The 19,933-nt window shown below is 71.3% G+C and carries 19 protein-coding genes; 11 read left to right on the forward strand and 8 right to left on the reverse strand.

All coding sequences use genetic code 11. The features are described from left to right. Window positions 1–128: 128 nt before the first annotated feature. From ACFULQ_RS02910 to ACFULQ_RS02925, 4 genes are all read right to left on the reverse strand, one after another. Window positions 129–2,138, reverse strand: coding sequence for a S9 family peptidase (locus ACFULQ_RS02910; RefSeq protein WP_383537237.1), 2,010 nt, complete (start codon window positions 2,136–2,138; stop codon window positions 129–131). Window positions 2,139–2,512: 374 nt separating this feature from the next. After that, the gene (locus tag ACFULQ_RS02915; RefSeq protein ID WP_383537239.1) at window positions 2,513–3,073 is read right to left on the reverse strand and encodes a hypothetical protein; all 561 of its coding nucleotides are present in this window, start codon (window positions 3,071–3,073) and stop codon (window positions 2,513–2,515) included. Window positions 3,074–3,076: 3 nt separating this feature from the next. Continuing rightward, window positions 3,077–3,445: a hypothetical protein gene (locus ACFULQ_RS02920; RefSeq protein WP_383537242.1), complete on the reverse strand. Its 369-nt coding sequence runs from the start codon at window positions 3,443–3,445 to the stop codon at window positions 3,077–3,079. Between the two features lie 469 nt (window positions 3,446–3,914). Continuing rightward, window positions 3,915–4,778 (reverse strand): helix-turn-helix transcriptional regulator, encoded by an 864-nt coding sequence (locus tag ACFULQ_RS02925; protein ID WP_383537244.1) that lies wholly within the window; start codon window positions 4,776–4,778, stop codon window positions 3,915–3,917. A gap of 151 nt (window positions 4,779–4,929) precedes the next feature. Here ACFULQ_RS02925 and ACFULQ_RS02930 point away from each other — a divergent pair, with 151 nt between their 5' ends. After that, complete coding sequence (locus tag ACFULQ_RS02930) at window positions 4,930–5,769, forward strand: oxidoreductase (protein ID WP_383537247.1); 840 nt, start codon at window positions 4,930–4,932, stop codon at window positions 5,767–5,769. Window positions 5,770–5,793: 24 nt separating this feature from the next. Next, on the forward strand, window positions 5,794–6,264 hold the full coding sequence (locus ACFULQ_RS02935) for a VOC family protein (protein ID WP_383537249.1): 471 nt from the start codon (window positions 5,794–5,796) through the stop codon (window positions 6,262–6,264). 558 nt (window positions 6,265–6,822) lie between these two features. Here the strand turns inward: ACFULQ_RS02935 and ACFULQ_RS02940 are convergent. Further along, window positions 6,823–7,203 (reverse strand): winged helix-turn-helix transcriptional regulator, encoded by a 381-nt coding sequence (locus ACFULQ_RS02940; RefSeq protein ID WP_383537251.1) that lies wholly within the window; start codon window positions 7,201–7,203, stop codon window positions 6,823–6,825. 146 nt (window positions 7,204–7,349) lie between these two features. Here ACFULQ_RS02940 and ACFULQ_RS02945 point away from each other — a divergent pair, with 146 nt between their 5' ends. Further along, the gene (locus tag ACFULQ_RS02945; RefSeq protein WP_383537254.1) at window positions 7,350–7,757 is read left to right on the forward strand and encodes a RidA family protein; all 408 of its coding nucleotides are present in this window, start codon (window positions 7,350–7,352) and stop codon (window positions 7,755–7,757) included. A gap of 242 nt (window positions 7,758–7,999) precedes the next feature. On the opposite strand, the gene ACFULQ_RS02950 is transcribed toward ACFULQ_RS02945, so the two are convergent. Together ACFULQ_RS02950 and ACFULQ_RS02955 are read right to left on the reverse strand one after the other, a co-directional pair. Continuing rightward, window positions 8,000–8,518 carry a hypothetical protein gene (locus tag ACFULQ_RS02950; protein ID WP_383537257.1) on the reverse strand — a complete coding sequence of 173 codons (519 nt, stop codon included), beginning with the start codon at window positions 8,516–8,518 and terminating at the stop codon, window positions 8,000–8,002. Window positions 8,519–8,906: 388 nt separating this feature from the next. Next, window positions 8,907–9,533, reverse strand: a complete 627-nt coding sequence (locus ACFULQ_RS02955; RefSeq protein ID WP_383537260.1) for a TetR/AcrR family transcriptional regulator — start codon at window positions 9,531–9,533, stop codon at window positions 8,907–8,909. Window positions 9,534–9,680: 147 nt separating this feature from the next. Between ACFULQ_RS02955 and ACFULQ_RS02960 the strand changes: the two genes are divergently transcribed. Together ACFULQ_RS02960 and ACFULQ_RS02965 are read left to right on the forward strand one after the other, a co-directional pair. Next, complete coding sequence (locus ACFULQ_RS02960) at window positions 9,681–10,442, forward strand: SDR family NAD(P)-dependent oxidoreductase (protein ID WP_383537263.1); 762 nt, start codon at window positions 9,681–9,683, stop codon at window positions 10,440–10,442. A 248-nt stretch (window positions 10,443–10,690) separates the two neighbouring features. Beyond that, complete coding sequence (locus tag ACFULQ_RS02965; protein ID WP_383537264.1) at window positions 10,691–11,170, forward strand: NAD(P)-dependent oxidoreductase; 480 nt, start codon at window positions 10,691–10,693, stop codon at window positions 11,168–11,170. A 37-nt stretch (window positions 11,171–11,207) separates the two neighbouring features. Here the strand turns inward: ACFULQ_RS02965 and ACFULQ_RS02970 are convergent, their stop codons facing one another. Beyond that, window positions 11,208–12,695, reverse strand: a complete 1,488-nt coding sequence (locus tag ACFULQ_RS02970; RefSeq protein WP_383537267.1) for a hypothetical protein — start codon at window positions 12,693–12,695, stop codon at window positions 11,208–11,210. A 506-nt stretch (window positions 12,696–13,201) separates the two neighbouring features. Between ACFULQ_RS02970 and ACFULQ_RS02975 the strand changes: the two genes are divergently transcribed. The 6 genes from ACFULQ_RS02975 to ACFULQ_RS03000 all read left to right on the forward strand — a co-directional run bounded on the left by ACFULQ_RS02975 (window position 13,202) and on the right by ACFULQ_RS03000 (window position 19,922). Continuing rightward, a complete protein-coding gene (locus tag ACFULQ_RS02975) occupies window positions 13,202–13,870 on the forward strand; it encodes a Type 1 glutamine amidotransferase-like domain-containing protein (RefSeq protein WP_383537270.1) in 669 nt (222 codons plus the stop codon). Window positions 13,871–14,504: 634 nt separating this feature from the next. Beyond that, the gene (locus ACFULQ_RS02980) at window positions 14,505–15,500 is read left to right on the forward strand and encodes an NAD-dependent epimerase/dehydratase family protein (RefSeq protein ID WP_383537273.1); all 996 of its coding nucleotides are present in this window, start codon (window positions 14,505–14,507) and stop codon (window positions 15,498–15,500) included. A gap of 27 nt (window positions 15,501–15,527) precedes the next feature. Then, window positions 15,528–17,162 carry a carbamoyltransferase gene (locus ACFULQ_RS02985; RefSeq protein WP_383537276.1) on the forward strand — a complete coding sequence of 545 codons (1,635 nt, stop codon included), beginning with the start codon at window positions 15,528–15,530 and terminating at the stop codon, window positions 17,160–17,162. Window positions 17,163–17,347: 185 nt separating this feature from the next. Beyond that, complete coding sequence (locus ACFULQ_RS02990) at window positions 17,348–18,382, forward strand: glycosyltransferase family 2 protein (protein ID WP_383537334.1); 1,035 nt, start codon at window positions 17,348–17,350, stop codon at window positions 18,380–18,382. Further along, window positions 18,379–18,930, forward strand: a complete 552-nt coding sequence (locus ACFULQ_RS02995) for a D-glycero-alpha-D-manno-heptose-1,7-bisphosphate 7-phosphatase (protein WP_383537278.1) — start codon at window positions 18,379–18,381, stop codon at window positions 18,928–18,930. The genes ACFULQ_RS02990 and ACFULQ_RS02995 overlap by 4 nt, the downstream gene beginning before the upstream one ends. Further along, complete coding sequence (locus ACFULQ_RS03000) at window positions 18,927–19,922, forward strand: glycosyltransferase family 9 protein (protein ID WP_383537280.1); 996 nt, start codon at window positions 18,927–18,929, stop codon at window positions 19,920–19,922. The genes ACFULQ_RS02995 and ACFULQ_RS03000 overlap by 4 nt, the downstream gene beginning before the upstream one ends. Window positions 19,923–19,933 lie beyond the last annotated feature (11 nt).

The following is a 19,933-nucleotide window of genomic DNA, read 5'->3' on the forward strand; positions in this document are numbered from 1 at the left end:
CCGACTGAACGCTCCCCACCGGGGCACCTGGCGCCGGCCCATGGTGGAGACCGCGCTCGTTGAGAGCAGGCGACGACCTGCACACTCGGAGACCGATGGCTGCCCCAGGTGATGGGAGGCCCGGGCGGTCACAGCAAGTCGGGCTGTTGCCATTCGGTGCCGAGTACGTGGTGGTCGAGGAAGTTGAGGAAGGTCTCATACCACAGGCGCGTGTGGTTCGGCTTGAGGATCCAGTGGTTCTCGTCGGGGAAGTAGAGGTACTTCGCGGGGACTTCGTGCCGCTGCAGCTCCTGGAACAGGGTGGCGCCCTGCCCGACGGGCACGCGGTAGTCCTGCGCGCCATGGATGACCAGCATCGGGGTGCGGATCTTCGCGACGTCCAGGTGCGGCGAGTCGGCCTCGTAGCGCTCGGGGCGGGTCAGCGGGTCGCCGAAGATCCGCTGGAAGTACCACGGTGCATCGGTGTCGCCCTGGAACATCCGCAGATCCCACAGCCCCGCATGGCTGACGATCGCCTTGAACCGGTCCGTGCCGGTGGCGACCCGGTTCGCCATGTATCCGCCGTACGAACCGCCGGCCAGCGCGGTACGTGAGGCATCGACGTCCTCCCGTGCCCCGGTCGCGTCGGTCAGCGCGATCACATCCGTGTAGGGGCGCCCGCCCCACTGCCCCCAGCCGCGCCGGTGGTTGATCTGCCCGTAGCCGGTCGACAGGGCAGGATCCGGCAGCAGCACCGCATAGCCGCGCGCGGCGAACGGCCACGGGTTCCAGCGCCAGGTCCAGCCGTTCCAACTGGACTGCGGTCCGCCATGGACGGCGACGAGCAGTGGGGCGGGCTGCTGTGCGGACGCGCCCTCGGGCATGACGAGCCAGCCGCGCAGCGCGAAGCCGTCGTCCGCCTTGGCGTGCACCTCGGTGAGTGTGCCGGGCAGCCGGCCGACGCCGCCCGGGGCGGGCAGTACGGCAGGGGTCTGGTCGGCGACATTTGCGTCGATCCGGACGGGCGTCGGCGGCGCGTCGACCGCGTGGCGCAGGGCGTAGAGCGTTTGCCCGTCGGGGGCCACGGTCAGCGAGCCGTACGCCCCCGAAGCGGTGAGGCGTGTGACGCCACCGTCCGCATCCCGCCGGAAGACGGGCGCGTGCCCCTGCTCGTCGGAGGTGAAGAAGAGCGTGTCGTCCACCGGTGAACAGACAACGCCGCCGGGCCAGTTGTCGAACCCGGGCAGCAGGTCCCGCACCGCGCCGTCGGCCAGGTCGATCCGGACGAGCGTCACATCCCAGGGATCGTCGTACGTCGGATAGCGCATCCGGCAGCACACGAGGGCCGAGCCGTCATGGGTGAACCGCGGCGCCTCGTAGAGGTGCTCCAGGTCACCGACCACGTGGATCTCCGCACCGCTGACCGCGTCGGCCACCACCACGGCGGTGCGATGCTCGTCCGGGACCCGCCCGGGCACGAACCGGCAGTACGCCACCCGTGTGCCGTCCGGCGACAACGCCGCATCCCCCGGATCCTCCAGACCGACCCCCTGCCCGCCGACGAGGACCGGCTCCGCGTCAACACCGGCGCGGACAAAGGTGTGCGGCTCCGCCGGGCCCAGGTCATGGTCCCAGGCACGGGTCGGCCCGGCCTCGTACAGGATCGCGGTGACCTTCGCGTCCCTTCGTGCCGCGCGCATCGTGCCGTGCGCCTCGGCGTCGGCGGCACCGGGCAGCAGCCCTGCGGTGTGGCACAGTGCGCCGGACTCCCGTGCGACGGTGACCGCGGCGATCCCGCCCGGGTGCCGGGCCACGACGGCGGCCTCCCCGCGCGGCGGAAGCGCCCACAGCGCGTTCCCCTCGTCCTCGTCGCCGTCCGCAGGAGCGCGGCCGGACAGGAAGTACAGCGTGCCGTCCGGACCGAACACCGGTCCCGACTCACCCTTGTCGGACCGGGTCAGCCGCAGCGCCTCGCGCTCCCCGGTCGGATCGATCTCCCACAGACTGGACACGAACCGCGTCCCGTCCCCGGACAGCGACTGCACGGCGGCGACGAGACGCGTGCCATCGACGGACAGGGCAAGGGAGTTGACGCGCGAACAGGCGACGAAGGCGGACAGGTCACGGAAGGTGGACGGGCCACCGGAGGACTCGATCATGCGAGCGATTGTCGCCCGCGTGCCAGGGGCACCACCATGCCACGGGCCAGGTCCGCGCGAACTGCTGCACGCTGCGAGGGCAAGGGGGTGGCAGTACGTGAAAGCCCCGACTGGACGGGGGAGACCAGCCGGGGCCGTTAGCGGTGGCGTGCGGAGGGCGGTCGCCTCTCGGCGAGGTGCTCCATGGGGCTTCAGCCGGACGATCGTCCCCATGGGCTATAGGTGAGGCCCGGGGACACTGTCCCCTCCGCCAGCCACATACAGATGAACGGTCAACCATGGCGCGGTGTTCCCGCTCGTTGCCGGGGCCGCGGTGAGCTGCAACACACCCGTCGCGGGGGCGACCACGAAATGAGGCATTTGGGAGCCAGGGCTCAGATCCGCACAACAGCGAAGTCCGGCAGGCCGGGGTAGAGCTGCTGCCTCGTTTCCGTCACGCATTCCACCACGGCTGGCTCGTCGTGCGCGGCGGTGGCGAAGTCCGTCGCGTTCTGCTCGGTGCCCGACACGTGCGCGCCGCGGCGCTCGAGACACTTGCCGACGGCGATTCTCAGTGGCTGGTCCATGACCTTGTGGTGCGACTCCACATAACTGGGCTCGATCATCGACAGATGGCCGAGGTTGCAACGCTGGACGCGCTCGTTGTACGTCGCCGGGTCTCCTGAGGGGGTGATGTCGTACAGCAGGCTCAGTCCGTCGATCGGGCTGATCACCGGATCGCTGGTGCGGTAGCCGCTGTCCTCGATACACGCGAGGAAGCGTGTGATCGCGGTGCGGTACTCGCTCGCTGTCACCCGGTCGTCGCGGAGTGCCCACTGCTGGCCCGGAAGGGGCACGTCCTCGTTCGCCCCCTGCGTGGTGTTGTCGGTGCCGGGGGTGCAGGACGCCACCGCGACTGCGGTCAGCAGCGCGGTGGCGAGGAAGCGGAAGCGCACCTGTCAGCTCCTGGTCACGTTGCACGAGTCGCAGCCCCAGTGCAGCCCGTTCGCGGCCCTGGTCGTCGAGGTGTGCGAGGTGTAGGCGTTCTCGCTCGTACCGTAGGCACGGGGCGTCCACCAGCCGGTGCCGTACTCGATGGCCGCGCTCAGCCGGCCGGTGCAGTCACCGCTCTGCTTCCGGGTCTGGGCCCAGTTGTAGCTGCCGGTGAACCCGCTCGAGACGTAGTTCGTCCCGCAGGAGCGGCTCACCGCCCGGTTGTTGCCGAGCGCTTCCGCGGACGGTGCCGCGAGGGTCGAGACCAGGATGGCGAGGACTCCGGTCGCCGCCACCTTCGAAAGCCGTCTGCCCGCGAGAATTCGTCCCGTCACTTCTCCTCCTTGATGGAAGCCGGAGCCGGACGTGGCCCGGTGGCGCACGTCCCGGTTCGCGCGCACTCATGCTCCCGAGCCAGGTCGCTCCTGTCATGCTCCTGCGATCCTGCTGAAACATCGCAGATGAGAGGCCGGAAGCCAGGGGGAGTAGCTTGCTCCGCTTTTATTCCACGCCTGAGGACGTGACCAGACTCGGGATCGCCACCGCACTGCAGCTCCTGCGATGTTGAGCAACTCGGGGAACGTCACGGGCGTGGTGAATTCCGTCTGCAGGGCCTACGCGAGACGGATCCGTCGCACCGCGGACGTACGGCCCGCTCGCTCTCGCCGCGAAGCGCGACACTCCAGTCCACGGCCCGGACCCGCCGTGGGGGAGTGCAGGGAGTGGGCGAGCGGGTGTCGGCGGCAGCGGACTGGATCTGGCACGCACTGATCACGCCAAGCCATGCGTCCGGTGCCCGTCCTGTCAGCGAGTGCGGGTCCGGCCCGGCGGCGCTGCCGCGTCGTTCGCGGTCCAGCTCGCGAGCAGCCGTAGCTTCTCCTCCGAAGGGGAGCCCGTGTCGGCGCTGTAGATGATGATGGTCTGGCCGTGGCTGTCGGGCAGGTGGAGGGTCTGCCAGTTGAGCCGCATGTCGCCGACGGCCTCGTGGTAGAAGCGTTTGACGCCATGCTGGTGCTCTGCGAGCCGGTAGTCGGCCCACATGGCCGCGAACTCCGCCGACCGCATGCTCAGGTCGCCGACGATGCGGGAGAGCGCCTCGTCCTCGCCGTTGCGCGCGGAGTTGCGCAGTACGCCGACGACGTCGGCGGCGATCTCGGCCCAGTCGCGGTAGACGACGCGGGCACGCGGGTTGAGGAACATCCAGCGTGCGGTGTTGCGCTCCGCGAGGGGCATGGCGTCGAAGTCGTCGAGCAGGGCCTTGCCCGTGTGGTTGATGTCGAGCACCTCCAGGTGCGGCCCGTGGATGATGGCGGGCACGTCCAGCGCGCGGATCATCGACTGGAGCGCGGGCCGTGGCCGAGCCGGCCCGGGTGCCGGCCCGCGGTCGGTCTCGGTGTGCAGCAGCGAGCGGAGGTAGCGGGTCTCGACTTCGTCGAGGCGCAGGGCCCGCGCGACGGCGTCGGCCACCTGGTCGGAGACGTTGCCCGCGCGGCCCTGTTCGAGCTTGACGTAGTAGTGGACGCTCACGCCGGCGAGGGCGGCGACCTCTTCGCGGCGCAGTCCCTTGACCCGTCGGGCGGTGCTGGGGCTGGGTAGGCCGACTTGTTCGGGTGTGAGGGCCGCGCGGCGCGAGCTGAGGAAGTCGCGTAGGTCGTTGCCTCTGGTCACCTCTCGAGTATGGCCCCTCGGGTCGTGACCGGGCAGCCGGTGGGTGGTACTGGCACAGCCACCATCAGCGCTACCAGGTATCCCCTGTGAAGCGCCCGTGCGCCGGGCCGTAATGGATGACGTCACCGACAATCGACAAGAGGGGCACATCGTGTCTGTTTGGTTTGTCACCGGCGCGTCCCGCGGCCTGGGCCTGGAGGTCGTCAAGGCGGCGCTGGAGCGCGGAGAGCAGGTCGTGGCGGCCGCGCGCAGTCCCCGGCAGATCGAGGAGGCGCTGCCGCCCGGCCGTGCGGACCAGCTTCTGGTGGTGCCGCTGGACGTCACCGACCAGGAGCAGGCGCAGGCGGCGGTGAAGGCGGCCATCGCGCGGTTCGGCGGCATCGACGTGCTGGTCAACAACGCCGGCCGCGGACTGGTCGGTGCGGTGGAGGAGACCAGCGATGCCGAGGCCCGCGCCGTGTTCGACAGCAACGTCTTCGGTCTGCTGACGGTCCTGCGCGCCGTCGCACCGGTGATGCGAGCTGCCGGCCGAGGCCGCGTCATGAACATCAGCTCGACCGGAGGTGTCGTCGCCTGGGCCGGCTGGGGCGTCTACAGCGCCTCCAAGTTCGCCGTCGAGGGCATCACCGAAGCACTGCGACTCGAACTGGCCCCCATGGGTATTCAGGTCACCTCCGTGCAGCCCGGACCTCTGCGGACCGGCTTCCTCGGCTCCTCGTCGCTGGAGCACGCCGAGCGCGTCATCGACGACTACGCCGCCACAGGCGGTGCCTCTCGCGCCTGGGCCGGGGAGAACCACGGGCAGCAAGAAGGCGATCCCGCACGGGCCGCGGTCGCCATCCTGACCCTCGCCGATCTCCCGCAGATGCCCGCCCGCCTGCCGCTGGGCACCTCCACCCTTTCGGACATCCGTACGAAGCTCGCCACGGTGGGCGCAGAGCTGGAGGCCTGGCAGGAACTGGCCCGCTCCACCGACGTCACCCCCGCCTGACACCCCGCACCGAAGGAGATCCTCATGCCACTTCCTCCCACGCCCCCGCGGAATACCACGTCGCCGTTCGCGTCCATGCGCGGCCACCACACCGGCATCCGATACCCCGACTTCGAGGCGGCCCGGTCGTTCTGGGTCGACACGATGGGCTGGAGAGTCCTACAGGTGTGGCCGTACGGCGACTTGACGCTCGCCTACGTGCTGCCGCCCGCTCAGGACGACTTCCGACTGGAGATCCTCGGCGGCCCCGGTGCCGCTGCCCAGCCCCAGTTCGGCGACGTCGACGCGAGCCTTGGCCTGAACGGCTACAGCCACGTGTGCCTGTCCGTGGACAACGTCGACGCCGCACTCGAGGAATTGCGCGCCCGTGGAGTGGACATCGTCAACCCCCCGTTCGAGATCGACGACATCAGCGCCCGCCTGGCTTTCTTCCGCGATCCCTGGGGCAACATGTTCGAGCTCTCGGAACGCCTGGGCGACGACCACGCCCACTGAGCTCGGCGCGGGCCCGGCGTCTGTCGCATCAGGTCGGCGCCGTCATGGCAGCAAGGTCGGCGATGGCCTTCTCGGTGCGGGTGGCAGGTTGCGCCAGAACTCGCCCGTGGGGTGAGCAGCCCTGTAACCCGGGGGTGCCAACCTGGCCGCCCGCTCACACGCACACGGCGGTGGCCAATCGCAGCGCCGCTCACTGTCGCGGTCTGTGAGACGGTCGGCGGCACCACGTCATCCACGCCGTCCTGCGGGGCAGGCGCGCAACGCCGGGGTGATCGTGGGCAATTCGCTGTGGTGGTGCGGGTCCGTGGTGTGGCGGTGCGGTCGTGGTCCCTGGGGCGGCTACAGCAGCGGCCCTCCGGCCGAGCTCTGGATCCAGCCGGATCACGGAACGCGCCGAGGCCGCCAGCGGTAACCAGTTTCGGCGGCATCGGTGTGGGGCCGGCCGGGCCGAGCGCATGAAGTGTCGGCCGTCAGCCGTCGCTGGTCCGGTGGCCGCTGGGACCGGGAGCGCGGTGGGCGTTGGCGGCGGCCGGTCCGTGTCAGCTCGTGTGTCGGCCGTCAGGTGTCGAAGCGGCGGCGGGCGGCCTGGATGTGGGTGAAGTGCTGGTGGGTCCAGTCGCACATGCTGTCGACGGTTGCGCGCAGCGCTTGGCCGGCCTGAGTGAGGGTGTACTCGACCCGCGGCGGGACGGTGGGGTGGACGGTGCGCTCGAGGAGGCCGTTGCGTTCGAGCATGCGCAGGTTCTGGGTGAGCATCTTGTGGCTGATGCCGTCGATTTGGTTGCGGAGCTCGCTGAAGCGCAGGGTCCGTTCACCGAGGGTCTCGACGATGAGGAAGGCCCACTTGTTGGCGATGTCGGAGAAGATCTCGCGCGCCAGGGAGCCTGCTCGGGTCAGGTCCGCGTCGTCGGGGGAGCCTGTGAGCTGTGTGGTCACCATGAGGTTCTCCAGTCACCAAAAAGTGCGTTCTTCCACGTAGGCGCTCACTCTCTTACGGTTTCTCAGTAACCACAAGAGAGCGAGACCGTCTGGTCCGGGGATGTGAACCCAGCCGCGCGGGCGCTCAGGACGAGGAGAACAGCATCATGGCCATCAGCTTTGTGAATCCCGGCGGACTGCCTGCGGTGGATGTCTACCATCAGGTGTCCATTGCTTCCGGGTCCAGGCTGGTCTTCATAGCCGGGCAGGTCTCATGGGATGCCTTGGGGGCCACGGTCGGTGAGGGCGACCTCGCCGCACAGGTCGAGCAGAGCTATCTCAACGTCGGCACGGCGCTTGAGGCGGCGGGCGCCTCCTTCGACGACGTGGCGAAGCTGACGTTCTACGTCGTGGACTGGAGTGCCGACAAGATGCCGGCACTTTTGGACGGGATGGCGCGGGCAGCGGCGAAGCTGGGGGCTGCCCCGGCCCCGCCGGCCACGCTGATCGGCGTGGCGGCGTTGGACGTGCCCGAGCATCTGGTGGAGATCGAAGCCACGGCGGTCCTCGACTGAACAAGGCGCTGGGCGCTGCGTGGAGCGGGTGCAGCGCTCAAGCCTTGGCGTCCCGGCGGTCGGTGTCCGGCGTGGTGCGGTCGCTCGCGGGCGCGGTGCGGAGGGCCCGGAGGGTGTGCCGGAACGGAGTGTGCCGGTGCCAGGAGGGGGGCCGGAAGGGTGTGTCCCTGGTGCGGACGGCACCGTGGTCTGCTCGTCCGGGCTTGCATGTCGTCCGGTCCGAGCTGGGCCGCAAGAGGTGGTCAGAGGTCCCCGTGGTGCTGCCAGCCGCACGAGCCGCAGATGACCAGGCGCAAGGCGCGGTCGTCGCGGTGGTCGACGGTGACGTAGGGGCGCAGCCGGTCGCTGCCGGCGCCGCACCGCGGGCACGTCTCGTACTGGCCCAGGGGGCCGAAGTCGCTGATGACCACAGGGGGTTCGGGTTCCGTGGGCTGGTTGGCGGCCGGCGTGCCGGTCAAGGCGAGGCGCGTGATCGCGGCCGCTGCCGAGTCCGTCACACCGACGGCCAGGCGTATCTGGGGCAGTCGGTTCAGCGGGGGCGGCAGGGGGCAGTCGTCGAGGCGGACGGGGATGATGCGTTCGCCTTCCGGCCGGGCCGGGACCGAGGCGGCGCTGGCGGCGTACGACCACAGCAGGACAAGCGTGCCGGTCCCGGTTGCGTCGGCACCGGGCACGACGTCGGCACCGGCCCGCGCCAGCGCGGCGGCCAGGGACGAGGCCTGCCGCTCGTCCTGGGGCTGGTAGGAGAGGTGAGCACGCACGATCTCATCATGCGACAGCGAGGCACGGCGTGGTGACAACGCCGTGGTTTCAATGGCCTACCGTGGGACGGAAGTTGTGGGCCTGGAAGCGTGGTGGGCTCTGGCGGCTCGAAGGCGGCGACAGCGCAACACGTCGCCCCACACGCTGCGTTCGCACGGCGTCACCACCTTTGCCATCGACGGCGTCCGTCCTCGCCAGACATCCGCGCCGGGTGCCTGGGCACCGGCGTCCGCGTCCCCCTTGTCCAGCCCGGCCTCGTCGACACCGGCGGCATCCCGCCCGAATTCGCCGACGACCCGAAACTCCAACGTGACGACATCTCCGGCGCGGTCTGCCGATCATCCCAGCCGGTCGCGGCAGGGGACGGAAGCGCGTCACCTCGCGAACTCAGGTGATACCAGCCGCCGCGACGGCCAGAGCGGTGCGCAGGGCCGCCTTGAGATCGGCCATGATCCATGCGGGGCTGAGGTCCGGGTCGGTGGATCGAGCGGCGTGCTGTTCGACCGCAGTGCGCAGGGCGGCATTGAGCATCGCGGCCCAGATCACCGGCCGTACGTCGTCGGCGGGCAGTCCGGCTCGCTCCGCCAGGGCACGCGCGAAGGCGGGTTCCGCCTCGTCGTGAGTCTGCAGCCAGACCGCGCGCAGGCCCGGTTCGGTCCGCGTCAGTCGCAGCAGGGCGCCGACGTCTGATCCCGTGAGCGTCGCGTCCGTGGCCCACAGCGGGTCGAAGGCTTCCTGGAGGGGGCGGCCAGGGCGCCACTGCCGCAGCGCGGTGGCGATCGTGTCGACGCCGGTCGAGAACAGCGGCCGTACGCAGCTTTCCTTGGTGGGGAAGTAGCGCCACACGGTCCGCGCCGAGATGCCGACCGCCTGCCCGATCTGTTCGCCCGTGGTCGCCGCGACACCCTGGGCGATGAACAGGTCGACCGCGGCGTGGGCGATGTCCAGCCGGATGGCTGCCTTGCGTTCCTCGGTCAGCGGCGGCCGCCCCATCCGTCCGCGAGCTGCGGTCATCTGACGCTGCCCCTCCCATACCGGTGATCAATGATGCGCCCATTCTCCATCGCCCACTTTATGTCTCTCAAAGACATAAAGTTGTAGGGTGCTGGCGCGACGTGACACGAGTACGTCGCGCCGGCACTCATCTGGACGGAGCACCTCATGACCGAGGCTGTGAACGGGCGTAGCGTGATCGTCACCGGAGCGGGATCGGGCATCGGGCGTGCGGCCGCGCTGGCCTTCGCCTCGCAGGGAGACCGTGTCGTCGTGGCGGATCTGAACGCCGACGGAGCCCACGCGGTCGTCAAGGAAATCGAGTCGGCGGGTGGCATCGCGGTGGCCGTCACGGGGGATCTGAGCGAGCAGGCCGTCGTGGACCGGGTGGCCGCTACGGCGGTGGAGCGGTTCGGCGGCGTGGACGTCCTGGTGAACAACGCCGGAATCATGGACAGGATGTCGGCCCTGGCTGACGTGAGTGACGCTGAATGGGAACGGGTCATCCGGGTCAATCTCACGGCGCCCTTCCTCCTCACGCGCGCCGTGCTGCCGCACATGCTGGATGCCGGCGGTGGCGCCATCGTGAACACGGCTTCGGAGGCTGCCCTGCGCGGCAGTGCCGCGGGTGCCGCGTACACGGCGTCCAAGCACGGAATTGTGGGCCTGACGAAGTCGCTGGCGGTGATGTACCGGAAGAACGGCATCCGCGCGAACGCCATCTGCCCGGGTGGCACCGCAACCGCCATCTCGGTGGAAGCCGATCAAGCTGCGCACGGCCCCGCGACGATCGGCCCCCACTTCGTCAACCTGGGGCGTATCTCGCAGCCGGAGGAGCAGGCGGCGGTGATCCTCTTCCTCGCCTCGAAGGCCGCCGGCAACATCAACGGCGCGATCCTTCCCGTCGACGACGGCTGGTCCGCGGTCTGACACGCGCGCCGACCGCCCGCAACGGAACGCCCAGGCATGGCCGTTATCGGACCGGCCGATCCGCGAAGGCAGTCGTCGCCGTGACCCGTCCTGTAGGTCGCATCCGGAGCGGTCCGGCCCGCCGGTATACCGAGGCCACCGGCCCCGCTCGGAGCTGTGTTGACCGGAGGTCACCTGAAAGGTCCTCAGACGCGGGGGCGCGCAACGCCCCCACCCCCGTCGCCGGGCAGCTGGACGAGGAAGCTCTGGTGCGCGACCTGGCGGCCAGGTCCGATGTGCTGGTCGTGGCGGTCCGGGGCAGCCTGGACGGCGAGCCGTTCCTGCCCACGCTCGTTCCCGCCCTGCTGAAGGCGGCCACTGAGGGCGGCGCCCGGATCGGGGTCGTGGGCGGAGCAGGCAGCCTGCATGTCGCCGAGGGCGGACCGCGGGTGATCGACGTCGCCGAGGTGCCCGCATTCGTCAAGGCCGAGATGACCGCCCACGCACAGACCCTGAAGGCCCCGCGGGCCGCCGACACCGACGTGGACTGGTTCTGCCTCAGCCCCGCCGCCGAGTTCGGCGCCCATGTTCCCGGCGAGCGCGTCGGCACCTTCCGCCTCGGCGCCAGGGTCATGCTCTCCGACGCCGACGGCCGCTCCTTCGTCTCCGGCGCCGACTACGCCCTCGCCTTCGTCGACGAGATCGACAAGGCCGCGCACCATCAGGGGCGTCTCTGCGTGGCCTACTGAGCAGGCCCGCTCCGGCCCGACCTGGCCGCCAGGGCTTCTACGTCCTCACTTCGCCCTTCGTCAGCAGCCACTCCTTGTGCAGGGCGCCGAGGGGAATCCGCGTCTGGAAGACGGGCGTGCCGAAGATGGAGAGCTGGAGATTCAGCGTGCCGGTGAGGTCGATGCCGCCGTACAGGGCCCAGGAGCCGGAGGCGGAGCCGGTGCCGTCCGTCGAGCCCCCGGCCTTCGCCTCGGTTGCGGCACGGAGGTAGGGGGCGAGGTCGGCGGTGACGCCCACCGTGCCGTAGAGGCCCACCGTCGCCTCGGCACCCATGGCGGCCTTCACGGCACCGACGGCGGTGACCGTCGTCTTCAGGGGCTCACCGCTCATGTGGGATTCACTGACGCCCCTCCAGCCCTTGGCCCAGGTGAAGTTGCCGCCGACGCGGAAGTCGCCCTTGAGGTCCTGCTCGGCGTCGACCGTGACGTGGCCGTCGGCGTCCACCTGGAAGTAGCAGACGAGGTCGAGATTGACGACGACCGGGACCGGGCCGACCTGGATCACGGGGGCGGCGTGCAGTTCGGCGAAGGGGATGCGGATCGGCTTGCCCTTGGTCGTGCCGGCCGCGCGGCCCTTCAGCTCCCACTGGGAGGCCCACTCGCCGGTCAGACCCAGGAACGCGCCGCTGGGCGAGGAACTCGCGGCGGCGCCGGATCCGTCGTACGAGAAGGCGACCTCGGGGGCCAGTTGGACAAAGCCCTTGAGCGAGGCGGCGGCCGAGGCGGGGGCACCTGCGGCGGTCTGCACAGCGGTTCCGACGTCGATGCGCAGGCTGCCCAGCGGGAGCTTCGCACCCTCGGGTCCGAAGGTGAGGTCGCCGGTCTTCGCCCAGGAGACCTTCACGCCCTCGACGAGCGGATCGACCTTCAGGGTGGACGGGTCGACGGGGACCGCGCCGTCCGCCTTGCTCTTACCCAGGACGGAGTTGAGCTTGGCCGGTTCCGTCTGGACGGTCGCACTGCCGTCCGCCGCGGTGTCGACGATTTCGGTCACCTTGGCCAGGACGCCGTCGGGGGCGCCGGGAGCGGGGGCGCTGGCTATGACGTCGCCGACAGCCACGGCGGTCTTGGAATGCGCTCCGTCCGAGCCTGGATCCTGGGGAGTGCCGGTGGCGGCGGGCGAGGAAGGGGCCGTTGTCGAGGGGGTTGCCGACGGTGCCGTGCTGGAGCCGGAGGGTGGTGCCGCTATGACTGCCCGGCCGCTCTTCTTGTCGTACGACGCGACCTTGAGGGCGGATTTCCTGGCCCGGGCCTGGTCGAGCGTGTTCGCGGCGGCCACGGCGGTCGGGGTGGCGACGTCACCGGTCGGGGCGGAGACGACCGCGAGTCGTTCCTCTGCGGTGCCGGTCTTTGAGGCTTCGGCCGTCGAGGCGGCTGCCGCGCCGGTGGTAGCGGGGGAGTGGGCGGAGCAGCCGGTGGCCAACAGAGTCGCGACGGTGATCGTCGACAGGGCCGAAACCAGGGCATGCGTTCTGAGCTTGTGCACGCGTGAGTCCTCGGGAGCGGTGGTGGGGGGTTCAGGAAGGAATGACGTAGTGGCACGGTGCAGGTGCCATGGCGCCTGTCCGGAGGGCGATGGCGCCGGGGGCGGGCGTGGTCGGGCGGCGCAGCAGTCCTTGTGACACTGCGCTGGTGGTTGTTACCTGTCAGTAGATGCGCATGAGCATGCCAGGTCGGCGGCGCGGCGGGGACCGCTTCTCCTGTGGCTACCGGGTGACGTGGAACACATTCAGCCGTGGGTCAACTAGCCGTCAGGGAAAGGGGGTTGAGAGGTCAACCGAGATCCTGGGCAGCCGCTGTCACCGGTACTCGCCTGCAAGCTCGGGTGGCCGGCCGCGGAGTCACCGACTTCGCTGTGGGGCTGGCGTTTGCCTGGCCTGGTGACCGGTCTCCGAAGTGCGCGTGGTCTTCCCCGGCGCCACAACGATGAGTTTTGCGACGGCCTCCGGTCTACCTGTCGGCCCGTTCCATCGCCCTCGCATGGGAGTCATCTTGAAGCTTCTTCTCACGTCGGCGGGTATCACCAACCCGACTGTCAAGGACGCGCTTGTGCAGCTGCTGGGCAAGCCGATCGCCGAGTCCGATGCCCTGTGCATCCCCACTGCTGGGTATGGGCACCCGATGGGGAGCCCGGCCGGGGCCTGGCGTTTCATCAGCGGACAGTCCCGCCTGCCCATGTGTGACCTGGGGTGGAAGTCCTTGGGGGTGCTGGAGTTGACGGCGCTGCCCAGCATCGGTGCAGAGCGGTGGATTCCGTGGGTCCAGGAGGCGGACGTCCTGCTGGTCAACGGCGGCGATGCGCTGTATCTGGCCCACTGGATGCGCGAGTCCGGGCTGGCGGACCTCCTGCCGTCGCTGCCCGAGAAGGTCTGGGTGGGGCTCAGCGCCGGGAGCATGGTGATGACACCCCGCATCGGGGAGTACTTCGTCGAGTGGAAGGCGCCCACCGGCGACGACAGTGCGTTGGGTGTCGTCGACTTCTCGATCTTCCCGCACGTGGATCACGTCGACCTGCCGGAGAACACCATGGCCGAGGCGGAGAAGTGGGCGACCGGTCTCCCGAATCCGGCGTACGCGATCGACGACGACACCGCCATCACGGTGGTCGACGGCGTGCCGGCGGTCGTCTCCGAGGGCACGTGGAGGCACTTCCCCGCCTGAGCGGGCTACGTGACGCCGGTTTCCGGCCGGCCCCCCCGCACCAGCAGTCCTGCGCTCGGGCCAAGCGGCTCCTGGCGGCCGATCACCCGCAAGCGCTCGCTGAACCATCCGTGTCCCCGAACGGCGGCCCCCTAGAGATGACCGGCCCGGGAGCCCGCCCGTCCGAAACGGTGCCGCTGCTCGGGACGGGTCCACGGCAGGCATCGAGAGGATGACGCAACCGCGGCTCGCGGCCATCCCCCCCGTGACCCGTGACCCGTGACCCGGAGCCCGCCGCCCGCGCCCCGCGGCCGGAGCCCGCACCCCTCACCCCGTGGCCGGAGCCCGCACCCCTCACCCCGTGGCCGGAGCCCGCACCCCTCACCCCGCGCCCCCAGACCCTCCCCCCGCGGCAGAACTTCCCCCGCAGCTGGAATCAACGTGTGAAAGCTACTGTCACGGGAACCCCAAGCGAGTGCCGTCGTGAACGTGCGGCCACCCGGAGAGGCCCCGCCCCTCCGCCTCTCGCCCCTGCGATCTCGCCTCACCACCCCCCACCCCTCTCCGCTCGTCCGCGCCCCCGTCGTGCCGCGCCGGACGTGTTCCGCGTGAGCGCTGGTGCTCGTGCGTCCTCAACGCGGGCGAAGGACCCTCCATGACTGATGCCATGCCCTGCGCACCCTGGCGGCGCGCCCTGGTGACCGGTGGCGCCGGCTTCCTCGGCAGCCATCTGTGCGAACACCTGCTGAATGCAGAGGTCGAAGTCGACTGCGTCGACAACCTGCTGTCCGGTTCTCGCGAGAACGTCGCGCATCTCGACGGACTCCCCGGGTTCAGGTACCTCGAACAGGACGTCTGCGCCCCGGACGCCCCCGCCCGGCTGCCCGGCCCCTACGACCTGGTCCTGCACTTCGCCTGTCCCGCCTCGCCCGCCGACTACCTGCGGTTCCCCTTGCAGACGCTGGACGCCGGGAGCCTCGGGACACGCAACATGCTCGCGATCGCCGAGCGCGACAGCGCGCGTTTCCTGCTGGCCTCCACGTCCGAGGTCTACGGCGATCCCCTCGTGCACCCGCAACGGGAGGACTACTGGGGCAACGTCAACCCGGTCGGCCCGCGCAGCGTGTACGACGAGTCCAAGCGCTTCGCCGAGGCGTTGGTCACCGCGCACGTCGGAGCCCGCGCCGCCGACGCCGGCATCGTGCGCCTCTTCAACACCTACGGGCCGCGCATGCGCGCCCTGGACGGCCGCGCCGTGCCCACCTTCGTCTGCCAGGCCCTGGCCGGCGAGCCGCTCACGGTGGCCGGCGACGGACTCCAGACGCGGTCGCTGTGCTACGTCGACGACACCGTCGCCGGGATCCTGCTGGTGGCGGCCAGCCGTTCGGTGCGCCCCGTCAACATCGGCGGGACCGACGAGGTCACCGTCCACGAACTCGCCCACCTCATCGTCGGGCTGACCGGATCGACGTCCCGGATCGAGTTCGTCGAGCGCCCCACCGACGACCCGCAGCGACGCCGGCCCGACACAACCCTGGCCAGGGAACTGCTGGGCTGGGCGCCCCACGTGCCGTGGGAGGAGGGCATCAAGCAGACCATCGCCCACTTCGCCGCATCCCGTCCCGCCCACGTCCGGGCTTCGCACATCTGACCGTCGCCCGCCCTACGGAGGATCCGCATGCGCGTTCTGGGAATCAACGCCCTCTTCCACGACCCGGCCGCCGCCCTCGTCCTGGACGGCCGCATCGTGGCGGCGGCCGAGGAGGAGCGCTTCAGCCGGCGTAAGCACGGCAAGCGACCGGTGCCCTTCTCCGCATGGGAGCTGCCCGAACTGTCCGCCCGCTGGTGTCTCGAACAGGCCGGCCTGACCCCGTCCGACCTGGACGCCGTCGCGTACTCGTACGACCCCGAACTGGCCATCCCCGCCGATCAGTTGGGGCTGCACGACCCGTTCGACCACCTGCGCCAGGAGTACGCCCGCCTGGCTCCCTCCTTCCTCGCCGAGGCGCTTCCCGGACTCGACCCGGACAAGGTCCGCTTCGTCGCCCACCACGTCGCGCACGCCGCGTCCGCCGGCCAGGCCTCTCCGTACCCCGACTGCGCGGTCCTGGTGCTCGACGGCCGCGGCGAATGCGGTTCCCACCTGGCGGGCCGGTACGTGAACCGAGAGCTCGACGTCTTTGCCGCGCAGTCGCTGCCGGACTCGATGGGCCTGTTCTACGAGGACCTCACGCAGCATCTCGGATTCCTGCGCAGCAGCGACGAGTTCAAGGTCATGGCTCTGGCCTCCTACGGCAGGCCGCGCTTCCTGGACGCGCTGCGGGAGTACGTCCGTCCGGACGGACCGGGGCGCTTCCGGGCCCGTCCCGTCCCCTGGACGTCCCTGGTACCGGCGCGGCCCGCGGGCGCCGACTGGACGCAGGACCACGCGGATCTGGCCGCGAGTGCGCAGGCGTGTCTGGAGGAGGTGCTCCTGGAACTGGCACGGTGGCTGCACGACCGTACGGGCGCCGAAGTGCTGACCATGGCCGGGGGAGTGGCCCTGAACTGCGTGGCCAACTCCCGGCTGCACCGGGACGGCCCCTTCGACACGGTGTGGGTGCAGCCCGCGGCGGGTGACGCCGGCACGGCCCTGGGCGCGGCGCTGCACGTGGCGCATCAGAAGGAGCCGGTGGAGGCCATGCCCACGGCCGCGCTCGGGCGGGGCTGGAGCGACGCCGAACTGCGGGACTGGCTGGAACGCGCGCACATCCCGTACGAGGAGCCCGAGGACATCGCCGAGACGGTCGCCGAGGAACTGTCCCTCGACGGAGTCGTCGCGTGGTTCCAGGGCCGCAGCGAGTACGGGCCCCGGGCGCTGGGCCACCGCTCCCTGCTGGCGCACCCGGGCCGGGCCGCGAACCTGGAGCGGCTGAACGCGGTGAAGGGGCGAGAGGAGTTCCGGCCTGTCGCCCCGATGGTCCTCGCGGAGCGGGCCGCCGAGTTGTTCGACGGCCCGTTGCCCAGTCCGCACATGCTCTTCGTGCACGACGTGGCGGAGGAGTGGCGCGCGCGCATCCCGGCGGTCGTCCACGTGGACGGCACCGCCCGGATCCAGACCGTCGAGCGGACGGCGGAGCCGTTGGTGGCCCGCATGATCGAGGGCTTCGAACGCCGCACCGGCCTGCCCGTCGTGGTCAACACCAGCCTCAACACGGCCGGCCGCCCCATGGTCGACGACCCGCGTGACGCCCTGGAGTGCTTCGGCTCGGCCCCCGTGGACCTTCTCGCCCTCGGCCCCTTCGCCGTCCGACGAGCGGAGATGTTCACATGAGCGGGGCGAGGGGCCGGACCGCGCGGGCCGCCCGCGCGGGGGAGCGTAAGGGGACTGCCCCGGCTGCCCCGGCACGCCCCGCATCCGAGGTGTCCGGAAGTGCCGCGACCGGCCCGGTTGTCTCCGAGGGCGCTGAAAGCGCCGGGAATGCCCGGGCAGCCAGGACCGAGGAGTCCGCCCCACCCCTGGGCGCAACCGAGAACGCCCCCGCAACCGAGAACGCCCTCCCCGCCCTCCCCACCTACACCGTCGTCGTCCCCACCATTGGCCGCCTCTGCCTCGCCGACTGCCTACGCGCCCTCGCCGAAGCCGACGACCATCCGCCCGACCAGGTGATCATCGTCGACGACCGCCCATCCCCCGTCGCTCCTCTCCCCCTCACCACCGCCGGACCGCTGGCCGACCGGATCCGCACCCTGCACACCGGCGGCCGCGGACCGGCGGCCGCGCGCAATGCCGGCCTGCGCCTGGTCACCACCCCCTGGACCGTCTTCCTCGACGACGACGTCCAGGTGCTGCCCGCCTGGTCCCGGCTCCTGGCCCACGACCTCGGACGGGCCGGCGCCGACACCGGGGGAGTGCAGGGCCGGCTGACCGTGCCGCTCCCGGCCGACCGCAGGCCCACCGACTTCGAACGCAACACCGCGGGCCTGGAGCACGCGGCCTGGGCCACCGCCGACATGGCCTACCGAACGGCCGCGCTGACCGGGGTCGGTGGCTTCGACGAGCGCTTCCCGCGGGCTTTCCGCGAGGACGCCGACCTGGCACTGCGGATTGGTGCGGCGGGGTGGCGGCTTCAGCGGGGGCAGCGCACCACCCGGCATCCGGTGCGGTCGGCCGACCGGTGGGTGTCGGTCCGTGCCCAGCGCGGCAACGCCGACGACGTCCTGATGAGCCGACTGCACGGCCACGACTGGTGGGACCGGGCCCAGGCCCCCCGGGGCCGGTTGCCCCGGCACGCGGTCGTGACCGCCGCGGCCTTCGCCGCACCCGTCCTCGCCCTCGCGGGCCGGCCCCGGGCCGCGCGCGTGGCATGCGCCCTGTGGGCGGCGGGGACCGCCGAGTTCGCGCTGGCCCGTACCCTGCCCGGGCCGCGCACCGTACCCGAGATCGCGACCATGGCGGCCACCAGCGTGGTCATCCCGCCCCTGGCCGTCGGCCACTGGCTGACCGGACTCGTCCGGCACCGCGGGGCCGCCCCGCTGCGGGACGCGTCATGAACGCCCGCGGCCCCGCTTTCGTCACCGCTGTCCTCTTCGACCGCGACGGCACCCTCGTCGAGGACGTCCCCTACAACGGCGACCCCGGCCGGGTCCGCCTGCTGCCGGGCGCCCGCGAAGCCGTGGACCTGCTGCGCGCGGCCGGTGTCGCCACCGGCGTGGTCAGCAACCAGTCGGGCATCGGCCGGGGCCTGCTCACCCATGCTCAGGTCCGAAGCGTCAACGCCCGCACGGACGAACTGCTCGGCGGACTGGGCACCTGGGCCTACTGCCCCCACCTGCCCGACGCCGGATGCGCGTGCCGCAAACCACGGCCCGGACTGGTGCTGCGGGCCGCCCGCGACCTCGGCAGGCCGCCGTACGCATGCGTCGTGGTCGGCGACATCGCCGCCGACGTGCAGGCCGCGCGGGCCGCCGGAGCCCGCGGCGTCCTGGTGCCCACTGCGGTCACCCGGCCCGAGGAGATCGCCGACGCCGACGAGACGGCCCCGGACCTGCTCACGGCCGTGCGGCTGCTGCTCGCCGACACACGAGGTGAACCGTCGTGAGGGCCGTGGTCGTACGGCTCGACAGCTTCGGCGACGTCCTGCTCGCCGGGCCCGCCGTCCGCGCGGTCGCCGCGCACTGCACCTACGTCACCCTGCTGTGCGGACCCCGCGGCGCACCGGCCGCCCGGTTGCTGCCCGGCGTCGACGAGGTCCTCGTGTGGGAGGCGCCGTGGGAGGGCTTCGACCCGCCCGCCGTCGCCGAGGCTGACGTCGAGGGCCTGGTCCGGCGGCTGAGGGAGGCGGCGTTCGGTGCGGCCCTGATCCTGACCTCGTTCCACCAGAGTCCGCTGCCCGCCGCACTGTTGCTGCGGCTGGCCGGTGTCGGACGGATCGGCGCGGACAGCGTCGACCACCCCGGTCGACTGCTCGACGTACGGCACCGGCGGCGCCCGCACCGCCACGAGGCCGAGGCGGCGCTCGACACCGCCGAGGCGATGGGGTTCGGGCTGCGCCCCGGGGACGACGGGAGGCTGCGTGTGCTGCCGTCGCCCGACACCGCGACCCTGACCGGCAACGGCCCCTACGTCGTTGTCCACCCCGGTGCCAGCGCACCGGCCCGGGCCTGGAGCCCCGCCCGCCACGAGGAGCTTGTCGCCCTGCTCGCCGACCACGGCCACCGGGTCGTCGTCACGGGCGGCCCGGACGAGCGGGACCTCACCCGGCGGGTCAGCGGGGACACGGCGCTCGACCTCGGGGGCCGCACCGACCCCCGGACCCTGGCCGGAGTCATGCGCATGGCCGACGCGGCCGTGTGCGGCAACACCGGCCCCGCCCACCTGGCGGCCGCCGTCGGGACGCCGGTCGTCTCCCTCTTCTCCCCGGTGGTCCCGGCGGAGCGCTGGGCCCCCTGGGGCGTGCCGTGCGTGCTGCTCGGCGACCAGGGTGCCGCGTGCGCGGACGGCAGAGCCCGGCACTGCCCCGTCCCCGGACATCCGTGCCTGGACGGGGTGTCGCCCGAGGAGGTGGTGACCGCGGTGCAAAAGCTCCTGTGACCGGCCCGAGC

The organism is Streptomyces sp. NPDC057253, from assembly GCF_042669125.1.
Taxonomy (GTDB): Bacteria; Actinomycetota; Actinomycetes; order Streptomycetales; family Streptomycetaceae; genus Streptomyces.

Excerpts from the sequence above, each read along its gene's own strand:
- ACFULQ_RS02910 (WP_383537237.1), bottom strand. The coding sequence starts at position 2,138 with ATGATCGAGTCCTCCGGTGGCCCGTCCACCTTCCGTGACCTGTCCGCC.
- ACFULQ_RS02935 (WP_383537249.1), top strand. The coding sequence starts at position 5,794 with ATGCCACTTCCTCCCACGCCCCCGCGGAATACCACGTCGCCGTTCGCG.
- ACFULQ_RS02940 (WP_383537251.1), bottom strand. The coding sequence starts at position 7,203 with ATGGTGACCACACAGCTCACAGGCTCCCCCGACGACGCGGACCTGACC.
- ACFULQ_RS02945 (WP_383537254.1), top strand. The coding sequence starts at position 7,350 with ATGGCCATCAGCTTTGTGAATCCCGGCGGACTGCCTGCGGTGGATGTC.
- ACFULQ_RS02955 (WP_383537260.1), bottom strand. The coding sequence starts at position 9,533 with ATGACCGCAGCTCGCGGACGGATGGGGCGGCCGCCGCTGACCGAGGAA.
- ACFULQ_RS02960 (WP_383537263.1), top strand. The coding sequence starts at position 9,681 with ATGACCGAGGCTGTGAACGGGCGTAGCGTGATCGTCACCGGAGCGGGA.
- ACFULQ_RS02980 (WP_383537273.1), top strand. The coding sequence starts at position 14,505 with ATGACTGATGCCATGCCCTGCGCACCCTGGCGGCGCGCCCTGGTGACC.
- ACFULQ_RS02985 (WP_383537276.1), top strand. The coding sequence starts at position 15,528 with ATGCGCGTTCTGGGAATCAACGCCCTCTTCCACGACCCGGCCGCCGCC.
- ACFULQ_RS02995 (WP_383537278.1), top strand. The coding sequence starts at position 18,379 with ATGAACGCCCGCGGCCCCGCTTTCGTCACCGCTGTCCTCTTCGACCGC.